16 protein-coding genes and 1 tRNA gene are annotated in these 19,908 nt (G+C 64.5%); 5 read left to right on the plus strand and 12 right to left on the minus strand.

The features are described from left to right. Positions 1-192 precede the first annotated feature (192 nt). The 7 genes from hisB to ACWCOP_RS07800 form a co-directional block, all read right to left on the minus strand. Entirely contained in the window at positions 193-1,374 is a 1,182-nt protein-coding gene (gene hisB, locus ACWCOP_RS07770) for an imidazoleglycerol-phosphate dehydratase HisB (protein ID WP_478247718.1), read from the minus strand. Next, on the minus strand, positions 1,371-2,672 hold the full coding sequence (gene hisD, locus ACWCOP_RS07775) for a histidinol dehydrogenase (RefSeq protein ID WP_478247719.1): 1,302 nt from the start codon (positions 2,670-2,672) through the stop codon (positions 1,371-1,373). The genes hisB and hisD overlap by 4 nt, the downstream gene beginning before the upstream one ends. A 2-nt stretch (positions 2,673-2,674) precedes the next feature. Continuing rightward, on the minus strand, positions 2,675-3,562 hold the full coding sequence (gene hisG / locus ACWCOP_RS07780; protein ID WP_478247720.1) for an ATP phosphoribosyltransferase: 888 nt from the start codon (positions 3,560-3,562) through the stop codon (positions 2,675-2,677). Further along, entirely contained in the window at positions 3,559-3,891 is a 333-nt protein-coding gene (locus ACWCOP_RS07785; protein WP_478247721.1) for a YerC/YecD family TrpR-related protein, read from the minus strand. Before ACWCOP_RS07785 ends, hisG begins: the two co-directional genes overlap by 4 nt. Positions 3,892-4,102: 211 nt before the next feature. After that, positions 4,103-5,263 (minus strand): osmoprotectant NAGGN system M42 family peptidase, encoded by a 1,161-nt coding sequence (locus ACWCOP_RS07790; protein WP_478250667.1) that lies wholly within the window; start codon positions 5,261-5,263, stop codon positions 4,103-4,105. A 29-nt stretch (positions 5,264-5,292) separates the two neighbouring features. Beyond that, positions 5,293-7,038 (minus strand): N-acetylglutaminylglutamine synthetase, encoded by a 1,746-nt coding sequence (gene ngg, locus ACWCOP_RS07795; protein WP_478250668.1) that lies wholly within the window; start codon positions 7,036-7,038, stop codon positions 5,293-5,295. 45 nt (positions 7,039-7,083) lie between these two features. Continuing rightward, a complete protein-coding gene (locus tag ACWCOP_RS07800; protein WP_478247722.1) occupies positions 7,084-8,856 on the minus strand; it encodes an N-acetylglutaminylglutamine amidotransferase in 1,773 nt (590 codons plus the stop codon). A 216-nt stretch (positions 8,857-9,072) separates the two neighbouring features. On the opposite strand from ACWCOP_RS07800, the gene ACWCOP_RS07805 reads away from it, so the two are divergent. Beyond that, positions 9,073-9,657, plus strand: coding sequence for a DJ-1/PfpI family protein (locus ACWCOP_RS07805; protein ID WP_478247723.1), 585 nt, complete (start codon positions 9,073-9,075; stop codon positions 9,655-9,657). Here the strand turns inward: ACWCOP_RS07805 and ACWCOP_RS07810 are convergent. The 3 genes from ACWCOP_RS07810 to ACWCOP_RS07820 all read right to left on the minus strand — a co-directional run bounded on the left by ACWCOP_RS07810 (position 9,654) and on the right by ACWCOP_RS07820 (position 15,316). Next, on the minus strand, positions 9,654-11,465 hold the full coding sequence (locus tag ACWCOP_RS07810) for an AMP-binding protein (protein ID WP_478247724.1): 1,812 nt from the start codon (positions 11,463-11,465) through the stop codon (positions 9,654-9,656). The two genes, ACWCOP_RS07805 and ACWCOP_RS07810, sit on opposite strands and share 4 nt — an antisense overlap. A 3-nt stretch (positions 11,466-11,468) precedes the next feature. Then, complete coding sequence (locus tag ACWCOP_RS07815; RefSeq protein WP_478247725.1) at positions 11,469-12,839, minus strand: spinster family MFS transporter; 1,371 nt, start codon at positions 12,837-12,839, stop codon at positions 11,469-11,471. Positions 12,840-13,000: 161 nt separating this feature from the next. After that, positions 13,001-15,316 carry a TonB-dependent receptor gene (locus ACWCOP_RS07820; RefSeq protein ID WP_478247726.1) on the minus strand — a complete coding sequence of 772 codons (2,316 nt, stop codon included), beginning with the start codon at positions 15,314-15,316 and terminating at the stop codon, positions 13,001-13,003. 191 nt (positions 15,317-15,507) lie between these two features. On the opposite strand from ACWCOP_RS07820, the gene ACWCOP_RS07825 reads away from it, so the two are divergent. Genes ACWCOP_RS07825 through ACWCOP_RS07835 form a run of 3 tightly spaced genes read left to right on the plus strand, consistent with a single transcriptional unit; the run spans position 15,508 to position 18,010 of the window. Then, positions 15,508-16,212: a TetR family transcriptional regulator gene (locus ACWCOP_RS07825; RefSeq protein ID WP_478247727.1), complete on the plus strand. Its 705-nt coding sequence runs from the start codon at positions 15,508-15,510 to the stop codon at positions 16,210-16,212. Continuing rightward, positions 16,209-17,075: an alpha/beta fold hydrolase gene (locus ACWCOP_RS07830; RefSeq protein ID WP_478247728.1), complete on the plus strand. Its 867-nt coding sequence runs from the start codon at positions 16,209-16,211 to the stop codon at positions 17,073-17,075. Before ACWCOP_RS07825 ends, ACWCOP_RS07830 begins: the two co-directional genes overlap by 4 nt. Before the next feature lie 5 nt (positions 17,076-17,080). After that, entirely contained in the window at positions 17,081-18,010 is a 930-nt protein-coding gene (locus ACWCOP_RS07835) for an alpha/beta fold hydrolase (RefSeq protein WP_478247729.1), read from the plus strand. Here the strand turns inward: ACWCOP_RS07835 and ACWCOP_RS07840 are convergent. Both ACWCOP_RS07840 and ACWCOP_RS07845 read right to left on the minus strand, forming a co-directional pair. Then, positions 18,007-18,357 carry a rhodanese-like domain-containing protein gene (locus ACWCOP_RS07840; protein ID WP_478247730.1) on the minus strand — a complete coding sequence of 117 codons (351 nt, stop codon included), beginning with the start codon at positions 18,355-18,357 and terminating at the stop codon, positions 18,007-18,009. The genes ACWCOP_RS07835 and ACWCOP_RS07840 overlap by 4 nt on opposite strands. Before the next feature lie 10 nt (positions 18,358-18,367). Then, complete coding sequence (locus tag ACWCOP_RS07845; RefSeq protein WP_478247731.1) at positions 18,368-19,453, minus strand: Mrp/NBP35 family ATP-binding protein; 1,086 nt, start codon at positions 19,451-19,453, stop codon at positions 18,368-18,370. Between the two features lie 138 nt (positions 19,454-19,591). On the opposite strand from ACWCOP_RS07845, the gene ACWCOP_RS07850 reads away from it, so the two are divergent. Continuing rightward, positions 19,592-19,682 (plus strand) — tRNA-Ser (locus ACWCOP_RS07850). The last annotated feature ends 226 nt before the right edge of the window (positions 19,683-19,908 follow it).

The raw sequence follows: 19,908 nt of genomic DNA on the forward strand, positions 1-19,908 counted from the left end.
GGACAGATTTCTCATCTTGTCCCTCCCCTTCATGGGGAGGGTGGGCCGGGGCGAAGCCCCGGGTCAGGAGGGGTGGGGCTGCAGGCATTACGCGGTTCATGACAAGGCGCCGCCACCCCATCCGCCCTCGACCAAAGATCCAGGACACCTCCCCCATCAAGGGGGAGGACAGAGAGCCGTCGGCGCGCGTGTCTAAAGCACTCCCTTGGTGGACGGCAGGGCGTCGCCTTCGATGGTTTTCGCCATGCGAAGGGCGCGGCCGAAGCTCTTGAAGCAGCTTTCGATCATGTGGTGGGCGTTCTCACCATCCACCTTCACGTGGATCGCGGCTTTCATGGTCTCGGCCAGAGAGCGAAAGGCGTGCTCGCACATCTCGACCGGGAAATCGCCGACACGCTCACCGGGAATCGTGCCGTCAAAGCGCGCAAAAGGCCGGCCGGACAGATCGATCCAAACACTGGCGCGGGTCTCGTCCATGGGCGTTTCAAACCCGAAGCGCGCAATACCGCGCTTGTCGCCGAGGGCCGTGCGCAGCGCTTCACCAAGGGCCAGGCAGACGTCCTCGATTGTGTGGTGGGAGTCCACCTCCACATCGCCCTCGCACGCCACATCCAGGGCGACGCCGCCATGGCGAGCGATCTGTTCGAGCATGTGATCGAAGAAGTGAACCCCGGTGGAGACATTCGCCCCCTCACCGTCGAGATCGACGCGGACGGCGATGTCGGTTTCCTTGGTGGACCGGCGCAGCGCCGCACTGCGCGTCGCGGGCCGCACCCCCAGATGATCAAGCAAAGCCTTGGCGGTCTGTGCGTCGCGCACATGGGCCAGCGCCGCCTCCCCGCCATCCTCCAGCTTGAGGCCAAGGGCGGAGACATCGCCGGTCAGGCGCAGTCCGCCATCACAGAGCGCCGCGTCAAGATTGGCATGGTCACGCAGGAAGTCCGCCGCCTGGAGCAGAAGCCGGTCCCGTTCAGCCCGGTCGGCCTTCTCGGCCAGTCGCGCAGCGGGCTTCAGGGCGTCGAGCCCGGCTCGCAGCAGCACCAGCGGCGGTGTCGCCAGCTCAAGCAGAATGCGCCGGATCTCCTCGCCCGAACCCGTCACGGCGCAAAGCGGCGCGGCGTCAGGCCCAAGCCGGATGATGCTCGGCGCCGTGGGACGTTTCCGCTCAAGCGCCGCGAGGCCAAGGCCCGTGAGATCGGCGATATCGGTGAAGCCGGACGCGCCAAGCGCGCGGCGCGCATCGCGCGGCGAAGACGCCAGAGCGATGCGGTCCGGCTCCAGCGCGCAGACCGCCGCGATGCGCTGCACAAGATCGGTGGCGAGGGCGGCGACGGACAGATCTCCGTCACCGGAGAGATCAAGATATCCGCTCATGAGTCTTGCGCCTTTCCGCGCCGCAGCGCCATGGCGAGGCGGTGGGCGTCCAGCCCCTCAAGGGCGGCCAGGCGCTCAACAGTGTCGGCGATGCTGCGCGCGCCTTCGCGCGTCAATTCCAGCACTGTAGTGGTCTTTTGAAACATCTCCACCGTCACGCCGCCATGGGCGCGCGCGGCGCCCGCAGTGGGTAGCGCGTGGTTGGGACCGGCGGCGTAGTCGCCGGCGGCTTCTGGGGTCCAGGGGCCGAGGAAGATCGAGCCGGCATGGCGTACCCGGTCAGCGAAGGCGCGCGGATCGCGCGTCTGCACGATCAGGTGCTCGCTGGCGTAGGCGTCGCACGCCTCGATCGCCTCAGCCTCGTCATCCACGATCACGGCGCGCGAATTGGAGAGCGCCGCGCGGGCGGTTCCGGCGCGCGGAAGCTGAGCCAACAAGCGCTCGGTCTCGGCTTCCACACGATCTGCAAAGCTGTCGGAAAACGCCACGAGCACCACCTGGGCCATCGTGTCGTGCTCGGCCTGGCTGAGAAGATCGATGGCGACGAATTCAGGGTCGGCGTCGTCATCTGCGACCACCATCACCTCGCTTGGACCAGCGGGAAGGTCAGCCGCCGCGCCGCCGGACTGGGCCATCAGCGCCTTTGCTGCGGCCACATAGGCGTTACCGGGACCGAAGATCTTGTCGGCGCGCGGCAGTCCTGCGACCCCGTAGCCGAGCGCAGCAACGCCGTGGGCGCCGCCGATGGCGTAGACTTCCTCGACGCCGAGGAGCTTCGCGGCGGCGAGCACGGTGGGCTCAACGCCCGCGCCTTTACGCGGCGGCGCGATAACGGCGATACGCGGCACGCCGGCGATCTGGGCGGGCATCGCGAGCATGATAAGGGTGGAGACCAACGGCGCGGTACCGGCCGGCACATACAGCCCCGCCACATCAATCGGCGTGGAGCGTCGCTGGGCGCGCGCGCCCGGCCAGGTCTGCACGTCCACATCGCGATAGCCCTGGGCCGCATGAAAAATGCGCACCGCATTGGCGGCGTCCAGGATCGCCTTGCGGTCAAGCGGATCCAGCGCGGCTTCGGCGGCGGCGAGATCGTCAGCCGGGACGCGAAAGCCCTCTTTCGGCGCCCATTGATCGAACCGTTCGGCGTATTCGCGCACCGCCGTCTCGCCGCGTTTTCTGACATCGGCGAGGATGCCGCGGGCGACGTCAAACGCGTCTGAGCTCAGCGAGGGCCGGATGAATAGACGCTCGCGCTCGTCTTCGGTAGTGCGATTCCAGTAGATGCGTTGCAACATGATCAGGCCATCATCTTTTCGATCGGCATGACAAGAATGGAGCGCGCGCCGACGCTCTTGAGCTTCTCCAGCGTGGTCCAGAAGACCTCTTCGGTACACACCGCGTGGACGGCGACAACATCGGTGCGGCCCACCACCGGCGCCACGGTCGGCGCGTCATTGCCGGGCAGGATCGCGCGCACCTCGTCCAGGCGGTCGGCAGGGGCGTTCATGAGGATATACTTGGTTTGGCGCGAGGCGATGACGCCCTTGAACCGCTGGGTCAGCGTATCGGCGGTCTTCACCACTTCCGGGTCGCGCACCTGGGGATGCTTTATCAGGACCGCTTCGCTTTCCAGCACGGTCTCGAAGGCTTCGAGGCCGTTGGCCTCCAGGGTGGCGCCAGAGGACACCAGATCGCAGATCGCGTCGGCGACGCCCATGCGCGGCGCGACTTCAACGCTTCCACCCATCTCCACCATTTCAGCATCCACGCCGCGCTCAGCCAGGAATTTCCGGGTGAGGCCAGGATAGCTGGTGGCCACAGTCTTGCCCTGCAGGTCTTCCACACGCTTGATGGATCCGTCCCTGGGGCTGGCGAGCTTCAGCTTGCAGCGCGCAAAACCGAGCTTCATGGCGATCTCGAGGCCCTCTAGACGCCTGGCTTTCGCCTGAGCCTCATACAGGACGTTTTCCCCCACAATGCCGTAGTCGCAAGCGCCCGAGGCCACGAAGTTTGGAATGTCGTCATCACGGATCAGCATGAGATCCAGCGGCGTGTTCTCCGCCCGGCGCATGAGCTCGTCGCGGCCATAGGCGAGCTTCACGCCGGCGCGCTTGATGAGGTCGAGCCCCCCTTCCGCGAGACGGCCTTTCTTCTGGACGGCGAGGATCAGTCTCGATGCGCTCATGGGCGCGGCTCCTTCAAACGGTCGAGCACCAGGCGGTAGCCCTGATAATTTTCCTGCGCGAGAAAGCGGGCGACGCGGGTGACCGTGGTGGTGCTCACCCCAGTCTCGGCGCTGATGTCGCGATAGGACTTGCCGCCGGCGTCGAGCATGCGCGCGACCCGCCAGCGTTCAGCCAGCGCCTGCAGCTCACCGGGCGTGGTGAGATCGCGCAGAAACCGCTCAGCCTCGGCCTCTGTTTGCAACGCCAGCATAGCGCGAGCGAGCGCCGCAATGTCGGCCGCTCCGCCCGCCTTCTCCAGCGCATTCGCGTCGGTCTCTACAGCCGTCATGGCCGCCTCCTCATGATCTGGAGAGCGTTATAGCGTGTTAGCGTAGTGATACAAGTTCAGGGGTGTGAAATCTGCGCGCTCAGCTGCACATCCCGCACCTCGACGCTCTGCCAGCACGCACTGAGCAGCTAGCGCCGCTGCGCATCCCTTCAAGCCTTTCAGCGTGTTACAGGAGAACGCTCAATCCGGAAAATAGCCCGGCATGCAGCCGTCAAGCCTGGCCGCCACCGGCCTGACCCTCGCCGGACGGGCGCTCGGGCGCTTCATCACGGCCGTCCCAGCTGTCTTCCTTGGCGAGATCCATGGGTAGGTGGGTGAAGCCGGACAGATCGCCCATGGCGTCGGCGTCATGGTTGATCTCGACGCGCGAGAGGCAATAGCTGCGCACCAGGCGGGCCACCGAGTGTAGAGCGTGCATGTGGATGCGCTCATATCCGTGGCTGGCGTCGATCCCGAAGCAGATCAGCGCCGTGCGGACGTCCGCGCCCGACTCGATGGCCGAGGCGCTGTCGGAGCGATAATACCTGAACACGTCGCGCTGGTGCTCGATCTCGTTGTCACGGGCGAGCCTCAGGAGCTTCTGGGTCAAGTGATAGTCGAACGGGCCGGTCTGGTCGGCCATAGCGACGGTGACGCCGAACTCGCGGCTGTTCTGACCGGGCGCCTGGGTTCCGTTGTCGATGGAAACCATGGAAGCGATGTCGCTCGTGAGGATCGAGCTGGCGCCGGACCCCACCTCTTCGGTGATGGACAGAATGAAATAGGTGTCCACCACCAGCGGCTCGTCGCTTTCCACGATCGCCTTGATGGCGCCGAACATGGCGGCCACGCCGGCCTTGTCGTCGAGATGGCGCGAGACGATGAAGCCGTTATCGATGAATTCCGGCTGGGGATCGATGGCGATGATGTCGCCGATATTGAAGCCAAGCGCTTCAAGGTCCTGCGCGCTTTCGGAAACCACGTCGGGCCTGAGCTCCACCTGGCTCCATGCCACCGGCTGAGTGTCGACCTCCTCATTGAAGGTGTGACCGGAGGCCTTCAGAGGCAGGATCGTGCCGCGGAACGCACCGTGATCGACGGTGAATACAGTGGCGCGCGCCCCTTCGGCGAAGCGCGACGACCAGTGGCCGATAGGCACGACTTCAAGCCGGCCGTTCTCCTTGATCCGTTTGACCTGGGCGCCCAACGTATCGATGTGCGCGACAACAGCGCGTGCGGGCTGTCGCCGGCCGCCCTGGATGTGCGCGCGGATCGCGCCGCGCCGCGTGATCTCGTAGGACACGCCGAGTTTCTGCAGCTCCTCACAGCACACGCGCGTAACCTCATCGGTGTATCCGGTGGGGCTTGGCGTCTCCAGGAGCCGCTTGAGCATGTCCCTGATATAACCGTCGTCGATCACGCTCACGCTGTCGCCTCCGTCTTAGATTTTCTGGGAATGGAGAGAGGAAAGAGAAGGTCTATGAACCGCTCCGCGGTGGGCTGCGGTTCGTGATTGGCGAGGCCCGGCCGCTCATTGGCCTCGATGAAGACATGGTCGGAGCGGCTGGCCGCCTTGACTATGAAATCTATGCCGGCGACAGGAATCTCAACCGCCCTGACCGCTTCACGCGCGCTGTGGGCGATGTCTGGATGCAAGATGTCGGTGACGTCGTGCATGGATCCGCCGGTATGCAGATTGGCGGTGCGGCGTATGCGGATCGTCTCACCATGCTTGAGCACGCTGTCAAAGTCATGGCCCTCAGACCGGATGCAGCGCTCGGTCTCGGCGTCCATCGGCACCCGGCTTTCTCCGCCAGTGGCCGCGGCGCGTCGGCGCGACAGGGACTCCACCAGATTTCGCACCGAGCGGCGGCCGTCACCGATGATCTCGGGCGGTTTGCGCAAGGCCGCGGCGACCACCTGATCGTTGATCACAACGACGCGCAGATCATCGCCCTGAATGAACTCCTCCAGAAGCACCATGCCGCCCTCGCCGCGCGCCGCTTCAAAGGCGGTGCGAAGGCCGTCTTGCGTATCCACGCCCACCGTGACGCCGCGCCCCTGCTCGCCGCGGGCCGGCTTGACCACGATCGCGCCATGCTTGGCCAGAAAGGCGTCCGCTTGCGACAGGTCCTCGCCCGCCGGGTCGATGGAGATCTGCTCGGGCACAGGAACGCCGGCGCGCACCATGAGCCGGCGCGTCACGGCCTTGTCGTCACAGCGGCTTATCGCCACGGCGTTGGACAGCTCCGACAGGCTTTCACGGCAGGTGATCGAGCGCCCGCCATGGGTGAGCCGGAAGAAGCCGCCCTCGGCGTCCAGCACCTCCACACCGATGCCGCGCCGGCGCGCCTCGTCCACGATGATGCGGGCGTAGGCGTTGAGCCCCTCCTCCGGCGGCGGCGCGATGAAGAGCCGCTCATTAATGACGTTCTTGCGCTTCAGCGTGAAAAACGGCGCGCGCTTGAAACCAAGCTTCTCGTAGAGCCGAATGGCGCTTTCGTTGTTGTGCAGCACCGACAGGTCCATGAAAGCGCAGCCACGCGCCTGAAACGTCTCGGCGAGCCGGCGCACCAGGGCTTCACCAAGGCCGGGATGGGTCGCGCGTGGATCCACGGCCAGACACCACAGCGACGCGCCATGTTCGGGATCGTCAAAGGCGCGGGCATGGTCGACTCCGGTGACCGCGCCCAGCACCTGACCGGTGGCGGCGTCCTCGGCCACCAGAAAGGTGAGTGTGCGCGAATCGCGCTGGCGCCAGAAGAATGTCGGCTCCACCGGCACCATGCCGCGCGCCGCATATATAGTGTTGACCATCTCCGCGTCGGATTCAGAACACAGCCGCCGGATGAAGAATCCCTGTGGCTGCTCGGTGGAGCCGCGATAGATGGACAGATCGAGCCGGTAAGTGTGGGAGGGATCGAGAAACACCTCCTGGGGCGCTGCCGCCATCACCACATGTGGATCGCGCACATAGAAGGCGATGTCGCGCTTGTCGCGCTTCTCGTCGCGCACCGCGTTCACCAGCCGCTCGGCGTCATCGAAGGTCTGGGCGAAGATCAGCCGCCCCCAGCCCACATCGATCTCGGCCTCGGTCTGGACGTTGCTGCGCGGCGGCCCGGATGATTTCAGCGCATGCTCACGCAACCGCTTCAAGCGGTGGCTCATAGCCTTGCGGGGTTGATCTGAATTCTTCACGTCGCCCGCTCCTTTTTAGAGCCCGTGCGTTTCCATCCAGAGGGCCAGCAGCCCGATCTGATAGAGCTTCGATCCGCGAAGTGGCGTGATATGAGCCTCGGGATCGGCTAAAAGCGTGTCGACATAGTCCCGCCTGACAACACCGGCGTCTTCAAAGCGTTTCGACGTCACCACGTCGCGTACCTTCTCCAGATACGGACCGCGCAGATATTTAAGCGCCGGGACCGGGAAATATCCCTTGGGCCGGTCGATCACCTGAGACGGGATCACGTCGCGCGCCACATCCTTCAGGATGCCCTTGCCGCCCTCGGCGGTCTTCATTTCGGCGGGCACACGGGCGGCGGCCTCCACCACCTCATGGTCGAGAAACGGCACCCGCGCCTCAAGCCCCCAGGCCATGGTCATGTTGTCCACGCGCTTGACCGGATCGTCCACCAGCATGACCTGGGTATCCAGGCGCAGCGCCTTGTCGATGGGCCGCTCCGCGCCGGGCCGGGCGAAGTGTTCGGCGACAAACTCGCGGGGCTTGTCGCCATTGAGCCAGCGGTCCTGCAGCAGCTCGCCCATCTCGCTGCGGTCGCGGTCGAAGAAGGCCTTCTCATAGGCTTTCAGCGGATCATTGGCGTCCAGCATGGGCGGATACCAGTGATAGCCTGCGAAGATCTCGTCGGCGCCCTGGCCGGACTGGACCACCTTCACATGCTTGGAGACTTCCTGGCACAACAGGTAGAAGCCGACGCAGTCATGGCTGGTCATCGGCTCGCTCATGGCGGAGATGGCCTCATCAAGGGCCGGCAGCGCCCGGGCGGTGTCGATCTCCATCTTGTGATGGTTGGTGGCGAAATGTTTCGCCACGAGGTCAGAGTACTGGAACTCGTCGCCCTTCTCGCCGCCGACGCTTTCAAACCCGATGGAGAAGGTCGACAGGTCGCTCTGCCCCGCCTCGGCCAGCAGCCCCACGATCAGCGAGCTGTCCAGCCCGCCCGAAAGCAGCACGCCCACCGGCACGTCAGCGACCAGGCGGCGCTTCACCCCGGCGCGCAGGGTGTCGGCCACAAGGCGCTTCCAGTCGGCGTGCGTATAGCCGCGCTCATGGTCCAGCGGTCCAAAACTGACATCCCAGTACTGTCGCGTGGTCGTCGCGCCGTCCGCTTCGATGCGCATCAGCGTTGCGGGGGGAAGCTTGCGCACGCCTTTGACCATGGTGAAGGGCGCCGGGACCACGGCGTGGAAACTGAAATAGAAGCTTAGCGCATCAGGATCGAGATTCTTGTCCACGTCATCAAAGCAAGTCAGCGCGTGCAGGCTGGACGCAAAGCGGAAACCGCCCTTGGTCTCGGCGTAGTAGAGCGGCTTGATCCCCAACCGGTCACGGCCCAGCAGCACCCGGCCGGAATCGCGCTCCGTGATGGCGAAGGCGAACATGCCGTTCAGGCGCCGTACGAAGTCCTCACCCCAGGCGTGATAGGCCTTGAGGATGACTTCGGTGTCGCCATGGGAGAAGAAGCGATAGCCCTCGCCCTCGAGGTCGGCGCGCAGCTCCTTGTGGTTATAGATGCAGCCGTTGAACACGATCGCGAGACCCAGTTCGGCGTCGATCATGGGCTGCTGGGCGGCGTCGGAAAGGTCGACAATCTTAAGCCGGCGATGGGCGAACGCCGCCGGGCCCTGCGCGTGCAGCCCGGCCGCATCGGGCCCGCGCCGCGCCATGAGCCCGGCGGCCGCGTCCAGCGCGCCGAGATCGGGGCGCTGACCATCAAAGCGGAGCTCTCCGGCGATCCCGCACATAAGCAGCCTGCCTTTCCTTTAAAGTGACCTTCAGATTTACAAAAATTGCGGAGGGGTTGATCCGCACGGCTATCGATGGGAATAGCCGTTTCAACCGTAAAAAATCAAGTTTTGCACGGTCATCGGCTTACCGCTGCACAAAAGCAGTCCTGCTGAATTTTCTTTGCAACGGTTGACCTGCGCTCTGCGTTCCGTACTTTCGAACACTCGTCTATCTTGTCATTTGTCGAGCGCCGCCAGTCGGCGCCAGGAGGAAATGTGGCTTTTCAGAAACCGAACAACCGTCAGAATCGCATTGATCTCGCCCATGTGGGCGAAGAGGGGCAGATAGCCGTTCTGGTTGCCGAAGGTTTCGCCGCGTCGGATCTGACGCAAGTGGCTGGCGCGGCTGAGCGCGCAGGCTACAGGACCTGTATTCTGAGCCCGAACAAGTCACTGGTGGGCGGCCGGTCAGAAACCCGCGAAGAAATGAATTTCGTCGTTGACGGACATCCCGGCGACAAGGGCCCTGAAGCCTATGCCGGCCTGCTCGTTCCCGGCGGCCCTACCAGTATTGAAAAGCTCAAGGCAGACCAGGACGCGCGCCTGCTGATCGGTGATTTCGTCCGCTCCGGCAAACCGGTGTGCGCCATGGGTGAAGGTGTCGCCTTCCTGGCCGAGATCGCGGAACGGGAAGGCGTCCTCGGCGATGCGGCTGTCGCTTTGAACGGCGAGATTTTCGCCTCGGAAGGCGAAACGGCGCGCGAGAACGCGACGGGTTCCTTCATCAAGACATTGAGCGTCGCAACCAAAGCCGCCTAAGCGCGCTCCCAGACAAAACTGAAGACCTCAAGCGCCCTGGCCACAGCCAGGGCGTTTTCGTTTGTGACACCCGCGACGCGCACCAACAGGCCACGCTGCTTGTCCGTCGTAGCAGCCAGTTCAAGTCCCGCCAGCCCGGCCGCCTCAAGCGCGGCCCGAGCCGCATGGATCGCCGCGTCCTCGCGCAGGGCCGGCTTGAAGATCTTTCCCACCGCCGTCACCGGCATCCGCGCAAGAATGCGCACCTCCTTCGGGGCGGCCGGACGTTCGGCGACGGTTTCGCGCGCATGGGCCATAAGGTCCGCTTCGCTCACGGCTGCGCCTTCGCGCAACGTGACGTAGGCCACGGGAGTTTCGCCGGCATAGGCGTCAGGCTGGCCGACCGCGGCCGCCAGATCGACCGCCTCATGGCGCGTCAGCGCCTCCTCGATCATGCCCGGATCGATATTATGGCCGCTGCGGATGATGAGATCCTTGGCTCTACCGGTCAGCCAGACATAGCCGTCCGCATCCAGCCGGCCCAAATCGCCTGAATTGAACCAGCCGTCCGGCAGAAAGACGTCGGCGTTTCGCTCCGCCTGTTTATAGCCCGGAATGACGGTGGGGCCGCGCAAGGCGACCACGCCCGCCTCGCCGATTTGCGCATCGCGCTGAAAAGCACCCCGCTCGTCCAGAACTGCAATCTTCACCTCGTGATACGGCAAGCGTATCCCGATTGAGCCCCGCCGCTTCTCGCCGTCACGCGGATTGGCGGTGGAGACGCATGTGCCTTCGGTCATGCCGTAGCCTTCGATGATGGTCACGCCGGTTCGCGCCTCGAAGCGCTCGATGACGCTGACGGGCATGGGCGCGGCGCCGCAAAAGCCGTAGCGCAGACACGACACGTCCGCGCCGGCCACCGGCACGTCGAGGAGGCTGGAATAGATTGTTGGAACGGCTGAAAAAGCGGTGACGCCGTAGCCTTCTACGATGCGCCAGAAATGTGTCAGGAGCGCTTTGTCGCGAAACCCGTCCGGCCCCGCGAGCAGAACCGTCGCGCCTGCGCACAAAGGGCCAAGGCCGGACAGTGTGGCGGCGTTGACGTGAAAAAGCGGCAAACCGGTGAGGAAGACATCGGTTTCGTTCAGATCGACGCTGAAGCGCACCATCCATTGCATGGCGGCCTGATTGGCGCGGGTCTGCTGGGCGAGCTTGGGCGCGCCAGTGGTTCCGCCGGTATGAAAATACGCTGCAATGCGCGCTGGATCGTCGGCGCTGTCGAACACGAAATGGTCTGCGGGCTGATCGGCCATGGCGGCGGCGAGACAACCGCCCTCCCCGACGGTCAAGAGCGGCAGACCCCCAAGACGAGCGCTGACGTCCTGCGCCACGGCGTGAAGCGGTGTGCCGGGGCCAGTCGTGACAAGCACGCCGGCGCCCGCTTCGCGCAAAATCTCCGCGACGATCCCAGCGGAAAGCATGGGATTGACCGGCGCTGCGGCGACGCCCGCCGCAGCGCCCCACAGGACGATATGAGTTTCAGCCAGATTGGGCAGGAGATAGCCGGCCGGGGCCCCGCCTGACGCCACGTGCAGGGCGTTGGCGCAACGCACGATATCTTCAAGCAATTGCGAGTACGTCCAGCGCCGGGCGCGTGACGGCTCGTCCGGATCGGCCAGATCAATTATCGCAGTGCGCTCGGGGTGAGCTTCGCAGGCCGCCTTTATGCAACCAAACACCGTCGGCGAGGCGAGGCGCTCGGCAAGCGGGGTCCGCTGCGCAGCCTCAACATCACCGAGACCGCGCAGCGGGCCGAACCGTGCGCCCATGGGCTATTTCTCCCAGTCGTTCTCGATGGTGCGGGACGCGACCAGGAAGAGAAGGCCCGCCACCACATAAAGCGACGCACCGGCCATGATGGAATAGCGCAGCGACTCGTTTCCAAAGATCGGGCCGAGCAGGGTGGAGAGCTCGCCGAGCACGTAAACGCCGACGCCGATTCCCAGCAGATTGTTGATCAGCAAGAACACGGCCGAGGCCATTGAGCGCATGTTCGCCGGCGCCAGATGCTGGAACGCCGAAAGCGTCGGACCAAGCCAGGCGAGGCCCAGCCCGGTGGGAATCACAAACAACAACGCCCCGATAAGAGGATCGGTCGCCAACGTTCCGGCCACATACATGGGAAAGGCAAGGAAGAAGGCGATCGCAGGCACCAGGGCGTACATCTTCTTCGAGCCCTTGCCCATGAGATCGCCGAGGACCCCGCCGAGGATGATCCCTAGCGAGCCGCCCACAAAAAGAATGCCTCCAAACAACCATCCGGTCTCGATGATGCCGAGCTCAAAGCTGCGCGCAAAGAAGCTGGGGATCCAGAAGAAGACGCCATAGCCCATCATCGACGAGCAGGACGCGCCCAGCACCAGGAACCAGAAGCTCGGCTTTTTGCTGAGCACCTTGAGGACCTCGCCAAAGCCTGGCTTTTTCTCGTCAGCGGCCTCGGCCGGCGCGGCGACGCTGGCCGCCTCGCCAGGTTCGGGTTGTACTTTGGCGGCTTCAACCTTCGCCCTCACATCCAGCCCGCCGCGCTTGGGTTCACGCAAGGTGAGCTTGAAGATCGGGGCGATGACGATGCCGGCGATCCCCACGATGATGAAGGCTGATCGCCAATCCAGGCTGTCGCCCAGATTACCGCCGGCGATCTGCGCGCCCGCGATGACGCCGAACGCCGAACCGATCGGAATGCCAAGCGAATACACCGCAAGCGCCCGCGCCCGGCTTTGAGGCGGAAAATAGTCCGCAATCAGCGAGTAGGACGGCGCGACGCCGCCCGCCTCTCCGACACCGACTCCGACGCGCGAAAAGAAAAGCTGCCAGAAATTCTGCGCGAAACCACACAGCGCCGTGAAGCCTGACCAGATCGTCAGCGAGACGGTGATGATCCAGGTGCGGTTTGTGCGGTCGGCCAGCCAGGCGATGGGTACGCCCAGCGTCGAATAGAGGAAAGCGAAGGCGATGCCCCCGAGAAGGCCGAGCTGGCGGTCGCTAAGGTCCAGTTCCTGCTGGATCGGAATGGCCAGGATCGAGATGATCTGCCGGTCCAGGAAATTGAACGCGTAGACGATAAACAGCATGAACAGCACCCAGACGCGATAGCCCGCGCTGGGAGCCTTGGCGGCCGGAGCGGCCGTTTCGGTCGTCGCCATGTCTCTCCCCGCATGTGTCTGCATGGCGCGTCGCATGTGCGCGCCTTGGCCCCATGATGGGGGCGAATTGCCTTGAAGCGCAAAGAAAAAGCGCCGCCCGGACGCTTCAAAGCTCAGCATTGAGCCTCGAAGGTCCGGGCGGCGCCCTTTTGTCCCCCGCCCTAGTAGCGGTAACGCACGCTCGCGGTAATGGTGCGCGGATCGCCGTAGAAGGCGGAGTACGCGCCGTCGACGCCCAGCTGGTTGGCGCCGGCGAAGTTGTACCCGGCTACGCGGTACTGTTCGTCAGACAGGTTCCGGCCGATCAGCGAGAAGCGCAGGTTCTCGTTGAAATCCCAGATCACGCTAGCGTCGATGAGCGTATACGACGTCTCCGCGTCCAGCGGCGGAAGCGGCGTTCCGGGCAGGCCCGCAAGGGCGACCGGCCCGCCGGTGTTCGGCACGTTGAACAGGTTGATGTCATCGCGATAGCTCAGTCCGCCGGTGACACGCAGATCACCATAGCCGCTGGGCAACGCCATCTCGTAATTGGCCGCCAGACGCCAGCTGTACTCGGGCGTGTTCTGGACCACGTACTGGTTGGAGATGTCCACATCGATCGGTGCGCCGGTGACCGGATCGGGCTGAGTGGTGATGAGCTCGACGATTTCCGCATCGATCAGGCCAAGCATGTAGTCGATGCTGAATGAATCGGTGAGGAAGGCGCTGCCTTCCAGCTCGAAGCCGACATACTCAGACTGGCCGGCGTTCAGCACGGTCGAGACGAAGTTGTTGATGCCCGTCGCCGGATCCAGTTCGGATGTCTGAACCGTGATCTGTTGATCGGTGTATTCGGCGAAGAAGGCGGCGGCGCGATAGACCAGGCGGCCGTCAGCCAGGGAGCCCTTGGCGCCGATTTCATAGCTGTCGACGATTTCCGGCTCGAAACCACGGGTGATGACATTGTACTGGGGCGTTCCCACCGGCCCGGCGTTGCCGCGCGGATCGAAGCCGCCCGACTTGAAGCCCTGCGAATAGGAGGCGTAAAGCGACAGGACGTCGCTCGGCTCGTACGTCACGTTCACGCGCGGCGAGAACTGATCGTCGGTGCGCTCGCTGGTGAAGTTAGAACCGGTCGCCAGAAGGAAACCGCCCGGGCCGCCGAGGAAGGGCGTGGTCGCCGTGCCCAGGAAGGTCTGGCGGATCACGGTGGCGCGCGTCTGGTCCTCAGTGTAGCGCCCGCCCACCGACACAGACCAGGCGTCATTGATGTCGTAGGTAACGTCGGCGTATGCCGAAAGCGAGATCTTGGACACGTCGCCATAGGTGGGCGCGTTGACGCCAAGATTGCCCAGAACCGTATCGAAGGCGCCTTCAAAAGCGCCGTTTAGATAGTACAGGCCGGCCACGCCCGACCAGCGGCCGGTGTCGAACAGCGCCTGGAACTCCTGGGTGAACTGCTCGTTCTCGTAGAAGGCCGGCACGTCGAAGTCGTTCACCGGAAGGGCGTCGAAATCGATCGGTGTGTCGGTGCGGTCCTGGCGTCCGGCGGTGATGGATTTCAGGGTCAGGACGTCGTTCATCGCCCATTCGGCGGTGAAGGACAGGCCTTCGGTCTCGACGCTGTTGATGTCGCCGGCGCCGCCGCGGGTGTCGTAGACATCGTCCAGAACGGGCTCGCCATTCGTCACGCCAGGGATCAGGCGGTAGCCATGCTTGGCGTTGGAATCGTCCTCGGTGCGATCATAGGCGAGGCGGAAGAACAGATCTTCGCTCGGCGTCCACTCCAGGGAGACGCGGCCGGAGATGACGTCCTTGTTATAGTGGTCGGCCCCGGTGAACACGTTCTCGCCGAAACCATCGCGGGTATAGCGCGCCAGAGCGCCGCCCACGGCGAAGGTTTCGCCCAGCGGCACCGAACCGCCGGCCATGTAGTCGAGCTGATTGTAAGAGCCGATGCTGGCGCCGAGCTGGAATTCAGGCTCGTCGCTGAGGCGCGAAGTGACGTACTTGATCGCGCCGCCGATCGTGTTGCGGCCGTAGAGCGTGCCCTGCGGGCCGCGCAGAACTTCGATGCGCTCGATATCAAAGATGTCAAGCACCGAGCCCTGGGGACGCGCGACATAGACGTCGTCGATGTAAAGACCGACGCCCGGCTCAAAGCCCCAGAGCGGATCCTGCTGGCCGACGCCGCGAATGAAGGCGATCAGGGTAGAGTTCGAACCGCGGGCGGTTTCGATCGTGGCGTTCGGCGTCAGCTTCTGCACATCGGTCAGGTCGATGGCGCCGATGGCCGCCAGCTGCTCGCCGCTGACCGCAGTCACGGCGACGGGAGCGTCCTGAATCGACTCTTCGCGGCGGCGGGCGGTCACGGTGACCACGTCGCGAGCCGCGGCGGGCGCCGCCTGGGCGTCCTGAGCGTAAGCTGCGGCGTAAGGCAGGGCGGACGCAGTCGCAAGAAGCGCGGCGCCGGCGAGAATGGAACGGTGAATGGTCATGAAACTCCCCTCCCGGAAGTGAATCAGCATGCCCTCTATCGGGGCGATGGGCGGACTTTTTTCAACGTTGAATGAAAAGTCAATGCATATTAGAGTTTCAGCAGTTGATGAAACACGGCGTGCGGCGCAAAGGTCACACGCGTTAAGCCCGCTCACCGGTGCCGGTATGGGCGCAAAAGGAGGCCTTGGCCATGGCCGAAACGCGCGGCAACCGCCGCGGTGAGCAGACCCGCGAACGCCTGCTCGACGCCGCCGAATCACTCTTCGCGCAGAAGGGTTTTTACGGTGTCACCGTGCGTGCCATCGCGCGAGAGGCGGAGTCCGATCCCGCCCTTGTCGCCTATTATTTCGGGGGCAAGCGAGAGCTTTTCGACGCGGTGTTGCTGCGCCGGGCCGACACGCTGAATACGATTCGCCTGGAATGGCTCGAAGCGTGCGAGCGTGACGCCGGCCCCGAAGGACCGGCGGCCGAAGATATCATCGCGGCCTTCACCGGGCCGATGCTTGACCGCTCCGCCAATGGCGGACCGGGATGGAAGGCGTATTTCTCACTCATCGGACAGGTGACGAACTCGCCTGAATGGGGCGCGGCGGTTATGGGCAAATACTTCGACCCCATCGTGCGGCGCTTCCTTGCATCCATGAGCCGCGCCCTGCCCGACGCCCCGGAAGAGGAGCTCTACTGGAGCTATCACTTCCTTTCCGGTGCGCTGGTGCTCACCTTCGCCGACACCCGCCGCGTCGATTCGCTTTCCGGCGGGCTGTGCCAGACCAGTGATCTGCACGCCCTTCACGCCCGCCTGCCTGAATTCGTCGGCGCAGGATTCCGCCGCCTCGCCGAACATGGCGTGAGCGATCGAAAACTCGCAAAACCAGACGCGAAAGCCGCTGAATGACTGAGTATTCCGAGCATTTCTACACAGCGCCTGACAGGGTGAAGACCTATTATCGCCGCTATCCCGGCCACGGCGCGGCGCACAAGACACCGGTCATTTGCCTGCACGGCCTGACCCGTAATTCGCGTGATTTTGAAAGTGTGTCGCCGCGCATCGCCGCAGCCGGTCATGACGTGATCGCGATCGATGTGCGCGGCCGCGGCAAGTCGGACTACGATCCAAACCCGGACAATTACAATCCCGGCGTCTATGTGCAGGACGTCATCGGCGTTCTGGACAAGGCGGGCTGGGATAAAGCGATCTTCGTCGGCACGTCCATGGGCGGGCTTATGACCATGATCCACGCGAGTCTTCAGCCGGACCGCATCAAGGCGGTCGTCTTGAATGATATCGGACCCGAGCTCGACCCCAGGGGCCTGAAGCGCATTCAGGGTTATGTGGGCGGCGCCGGCCCGTTCAAATCCTGGGATGAAGCCGCCGACGCGGTGCGCACCATCAACGGGGTCGCCTTTCCTAACGAGACAGGCCAGGAGTTCTGGATCGCCTTCGCGAAACGGGTGTGCCGTGAGACCAGCGGCGGCGAGATCGTGTTCGATTACGACAAGAACATCTCCAAGCCGGTCCAGTCCGGCGATGTGGCTCCGCCTGACCTCTGGCCCTTCTTTGACGGCCTCGCGGCCAAACCGATTTTGCTGATCCGTGGCGCCCTCACTGATCTTTTGAGCAACGCGACGGCTGAGGAGATGGCGCGGCGCAGCCTGTCCATGATACGCGTCGATATCGCGAATGTCGGTCACGCTCCGCTCCTCACTGAACCCGACGCGCGGGACGCGATCGACGCCTTCCTTGAACAGCACGGATAAGCCTGATGTTGCTGCGTATTCTCGGCGCTCTCCTTCTGATCGCGGTTCTCGTAATCGCCGCCTTCGCATGGCTCATGCAGCCGGTGGACCGCAGCCAGGCCGAGGCCATGTGGATGACGGATGAAGACCGCATGGTCGAGGCGGCCGGCCAGACCTGGCGCGTGCGCGAAAGCGGACCGGAGACTGCGCCGGCGGTGGTGCTGATCCATGGCTTTTCCCATTCACTGGAAAGCCTGGAGCCGCTCGCCGACGCGCTGGAGATTGATCACCGCGTCATCCGCTTCGACCTGCCAGGCCACGCTCTCACCGGTCCGCGCGAAGACGGCGCATACTCGGTGGACGCCACGGTGAACCAGGTCGCCGCGCTGCTGGATCAAGTCGCGCCGGACAGCTTTGTGCTGGGCGGCCATTCGCTGGGCGGACTTGTGGCCTGGCGATACGGGGCGGCGAACCCGCAGCGCGTGGACGGCCTCGTGCTGATCGCGCCCGGCGGCTATCCCAATCTCAGCGTCGGCGACGTGCCGGCCCCCGTGCCCCAGCAGGTGCGCCTGTTCCTCACAGCCGCACCCATGGCGGGGGTCGAGGCGGCCACGGCGGCGCTCTACGCTGATCCCTCGCGGATAACCGACACCCAGCTGCAGCGCATTCACGCCATGATGCGCGTGGAAGGCGTCGGTCCGGCCCTGGTGGAGCGAATCGAGCAATTCACCCTTCCTGATCCGAACCCGGTCCTGCGCGAAATCGGGACGCCGGCGCTCATTCTCTGGGGTCAGCGCGACGCGATGATCTCACCCGAGCACGGGCCCCGCTTCGCCGCGGCGATGCCGGACGCCGCGCTGGTGCTCATCGAGGATGCCGGCCATATGCCGGTGGAAGAGCAGCCGGACGCGTCGGCCGACGCCGTGCGCGCGTTTCTGGATGGGCTCGAGCGCTAAGCGTTCGCGGCCTCTTCCATGCGCCCGGTGGCCGGGTTGATGCGGAAATAAGACAACCCCGCCGCCTTCCAGCCTTCCATGCCGCTGGCCAAATGGGCGGTGACGTCCAGTCCCGCGCCCATGCAGGCGTTCACCGCCTGGGCCGAGCGTCCGCCCGCCTTGCAGGACAGGACGACCTTCTTGCCCTGCCCCAGTGGCAGCCCGCCGGGATCGAAGGTGGAGAGCGGATAGAGCAGCGCTCCGCGAATGCGTTCCTGCTCGAATTCGGCCGGTTCGCGCACATCGACGAGAATGATCTCGCCTTTTTCAAGCGCCTCTGCGACCTCTTCCGGCGTCCAGTTCTCCATCTCGGATCTCCTAGTCTTCAAAAACGATTTCAGGGGCTGGCCGTTGCACCGCCTGCACCTGGTGCATCATGGCCTCGGCGGCGCGATGAAAGGCCTTGGCCACCGGCCCGTCGCCACTGGCCACAAGCCGTCCCTCATCGCTGGCTTCTCGAAGCTCCGGGTGCAGCGGAATCTCGCCGAGGAAGGGCGCACCGATGAGCTCGGCCTCGGCGCGCGCGCCGCCGCGTCCGAAGATCTCGGTCCCCTCTCCGCAATGGGGACACAGGAAAAAGCTCATATTCTCGATCAGCCCGAGGATCGGTATCGCCGTGCGATCAAACAGCGCGACCGCTTTCTTTGCGTCATCAAGGGCGATGGTCTGCGGCGTGGAGACGATCACCACGCCGGAAATCGGCGTGCCCTGGGCGATGGCGAGCTGGGCGTCGCCGGTGCCGGGCGGCATGTCGATGATCAGCACGTCAAGATCGCCCCAGTTCACCTCTCCGAGAAACTGGCGGATTGCGCCGGTGACCATGGGGCCGCGCCACACCACTGGATCGCGCTCGCCCACAAGAAAGCCCATGGAGACCAGCTTCACGCCATGGGCGGTGAGCGGCTCGATCCCCGCATCGGTCTTTTTCAGGCCCGGCGCGTCGGTAAGGCCGAAAAGGCGCGGCGCGCTTGGGCCGTACACATCGGCGTCCATCAGGCCCACCGACAGGCCCAGCTTCACACACGCCGCCGCCAGATTCGCCGCCACGGTGGATTTACCGACCCCGCCCTTGCCCGACGCCACAGCGATCACCGCGCGCGCCGGCGGTTTCGCTGCCTTTGCGTCGCTCTTTTTCGCCCCGGCCTTTTTCGCCTGAGCGTCCCGCTTGCCGATGGAGGCCTCGATGATGACGCGCACGCGCCCAATCCGCGGATCGGACGTCAGGGCCGCCTGGATCGCGGTGCGCAGCGCGCCTGCGTCCTCATCCCCGGCTGCGGGCTTCAGAACGACGGTCGCCACACCGTCTTTCAGATCGGCGCCCTCCACACGGCCGCTTTGGGAAAGCGGCGCACCGGTGGACGGGTCGACGACGGCGGCGAGCGCGGAAAGGACAAGGTCGTTCATGGTGTGAGAGATAGGCCGGACAGCGGCCGCGCGAAAGCCCCGCCGGACGCCTCATGCGCCGCTCGGCTTCGTCCTTGTGCAGCTTTTCACGCACGCCCGGCTTGATCCCGCTTTGCAAAGGCGGCTACACCCGTCGATGGAGAGGTGGCCGAGTGGTCGAAGGCGCTCCCCTGCTAAGGGAGTATACCTCAAAAGGGTATCGTGGGTTCGAATCCCATCCTCTCCGCCACTTGCCCTACAGAAACGTTTCTCCCGATCCGGCTGCGGCCGGATTTTTCCGTTGTTTTCGGGGGTTATGCGGGTGGGGCTGTTAACCGGCCCACGCCCCGAAAGGCGCACACGCGTTCTCTCCGGGCCGATATTCTCCGGACCTGTTAACCGCCGCGTTTCCGGTGAACAGCCTCAAGTCTCTGCTTTCAAATGATCTTTCGAACCCTCTGATGCATGCGATTTGG

It is taken from the genome of Apolloniradiicaulis salifontis, assembly GCF_053756655.1.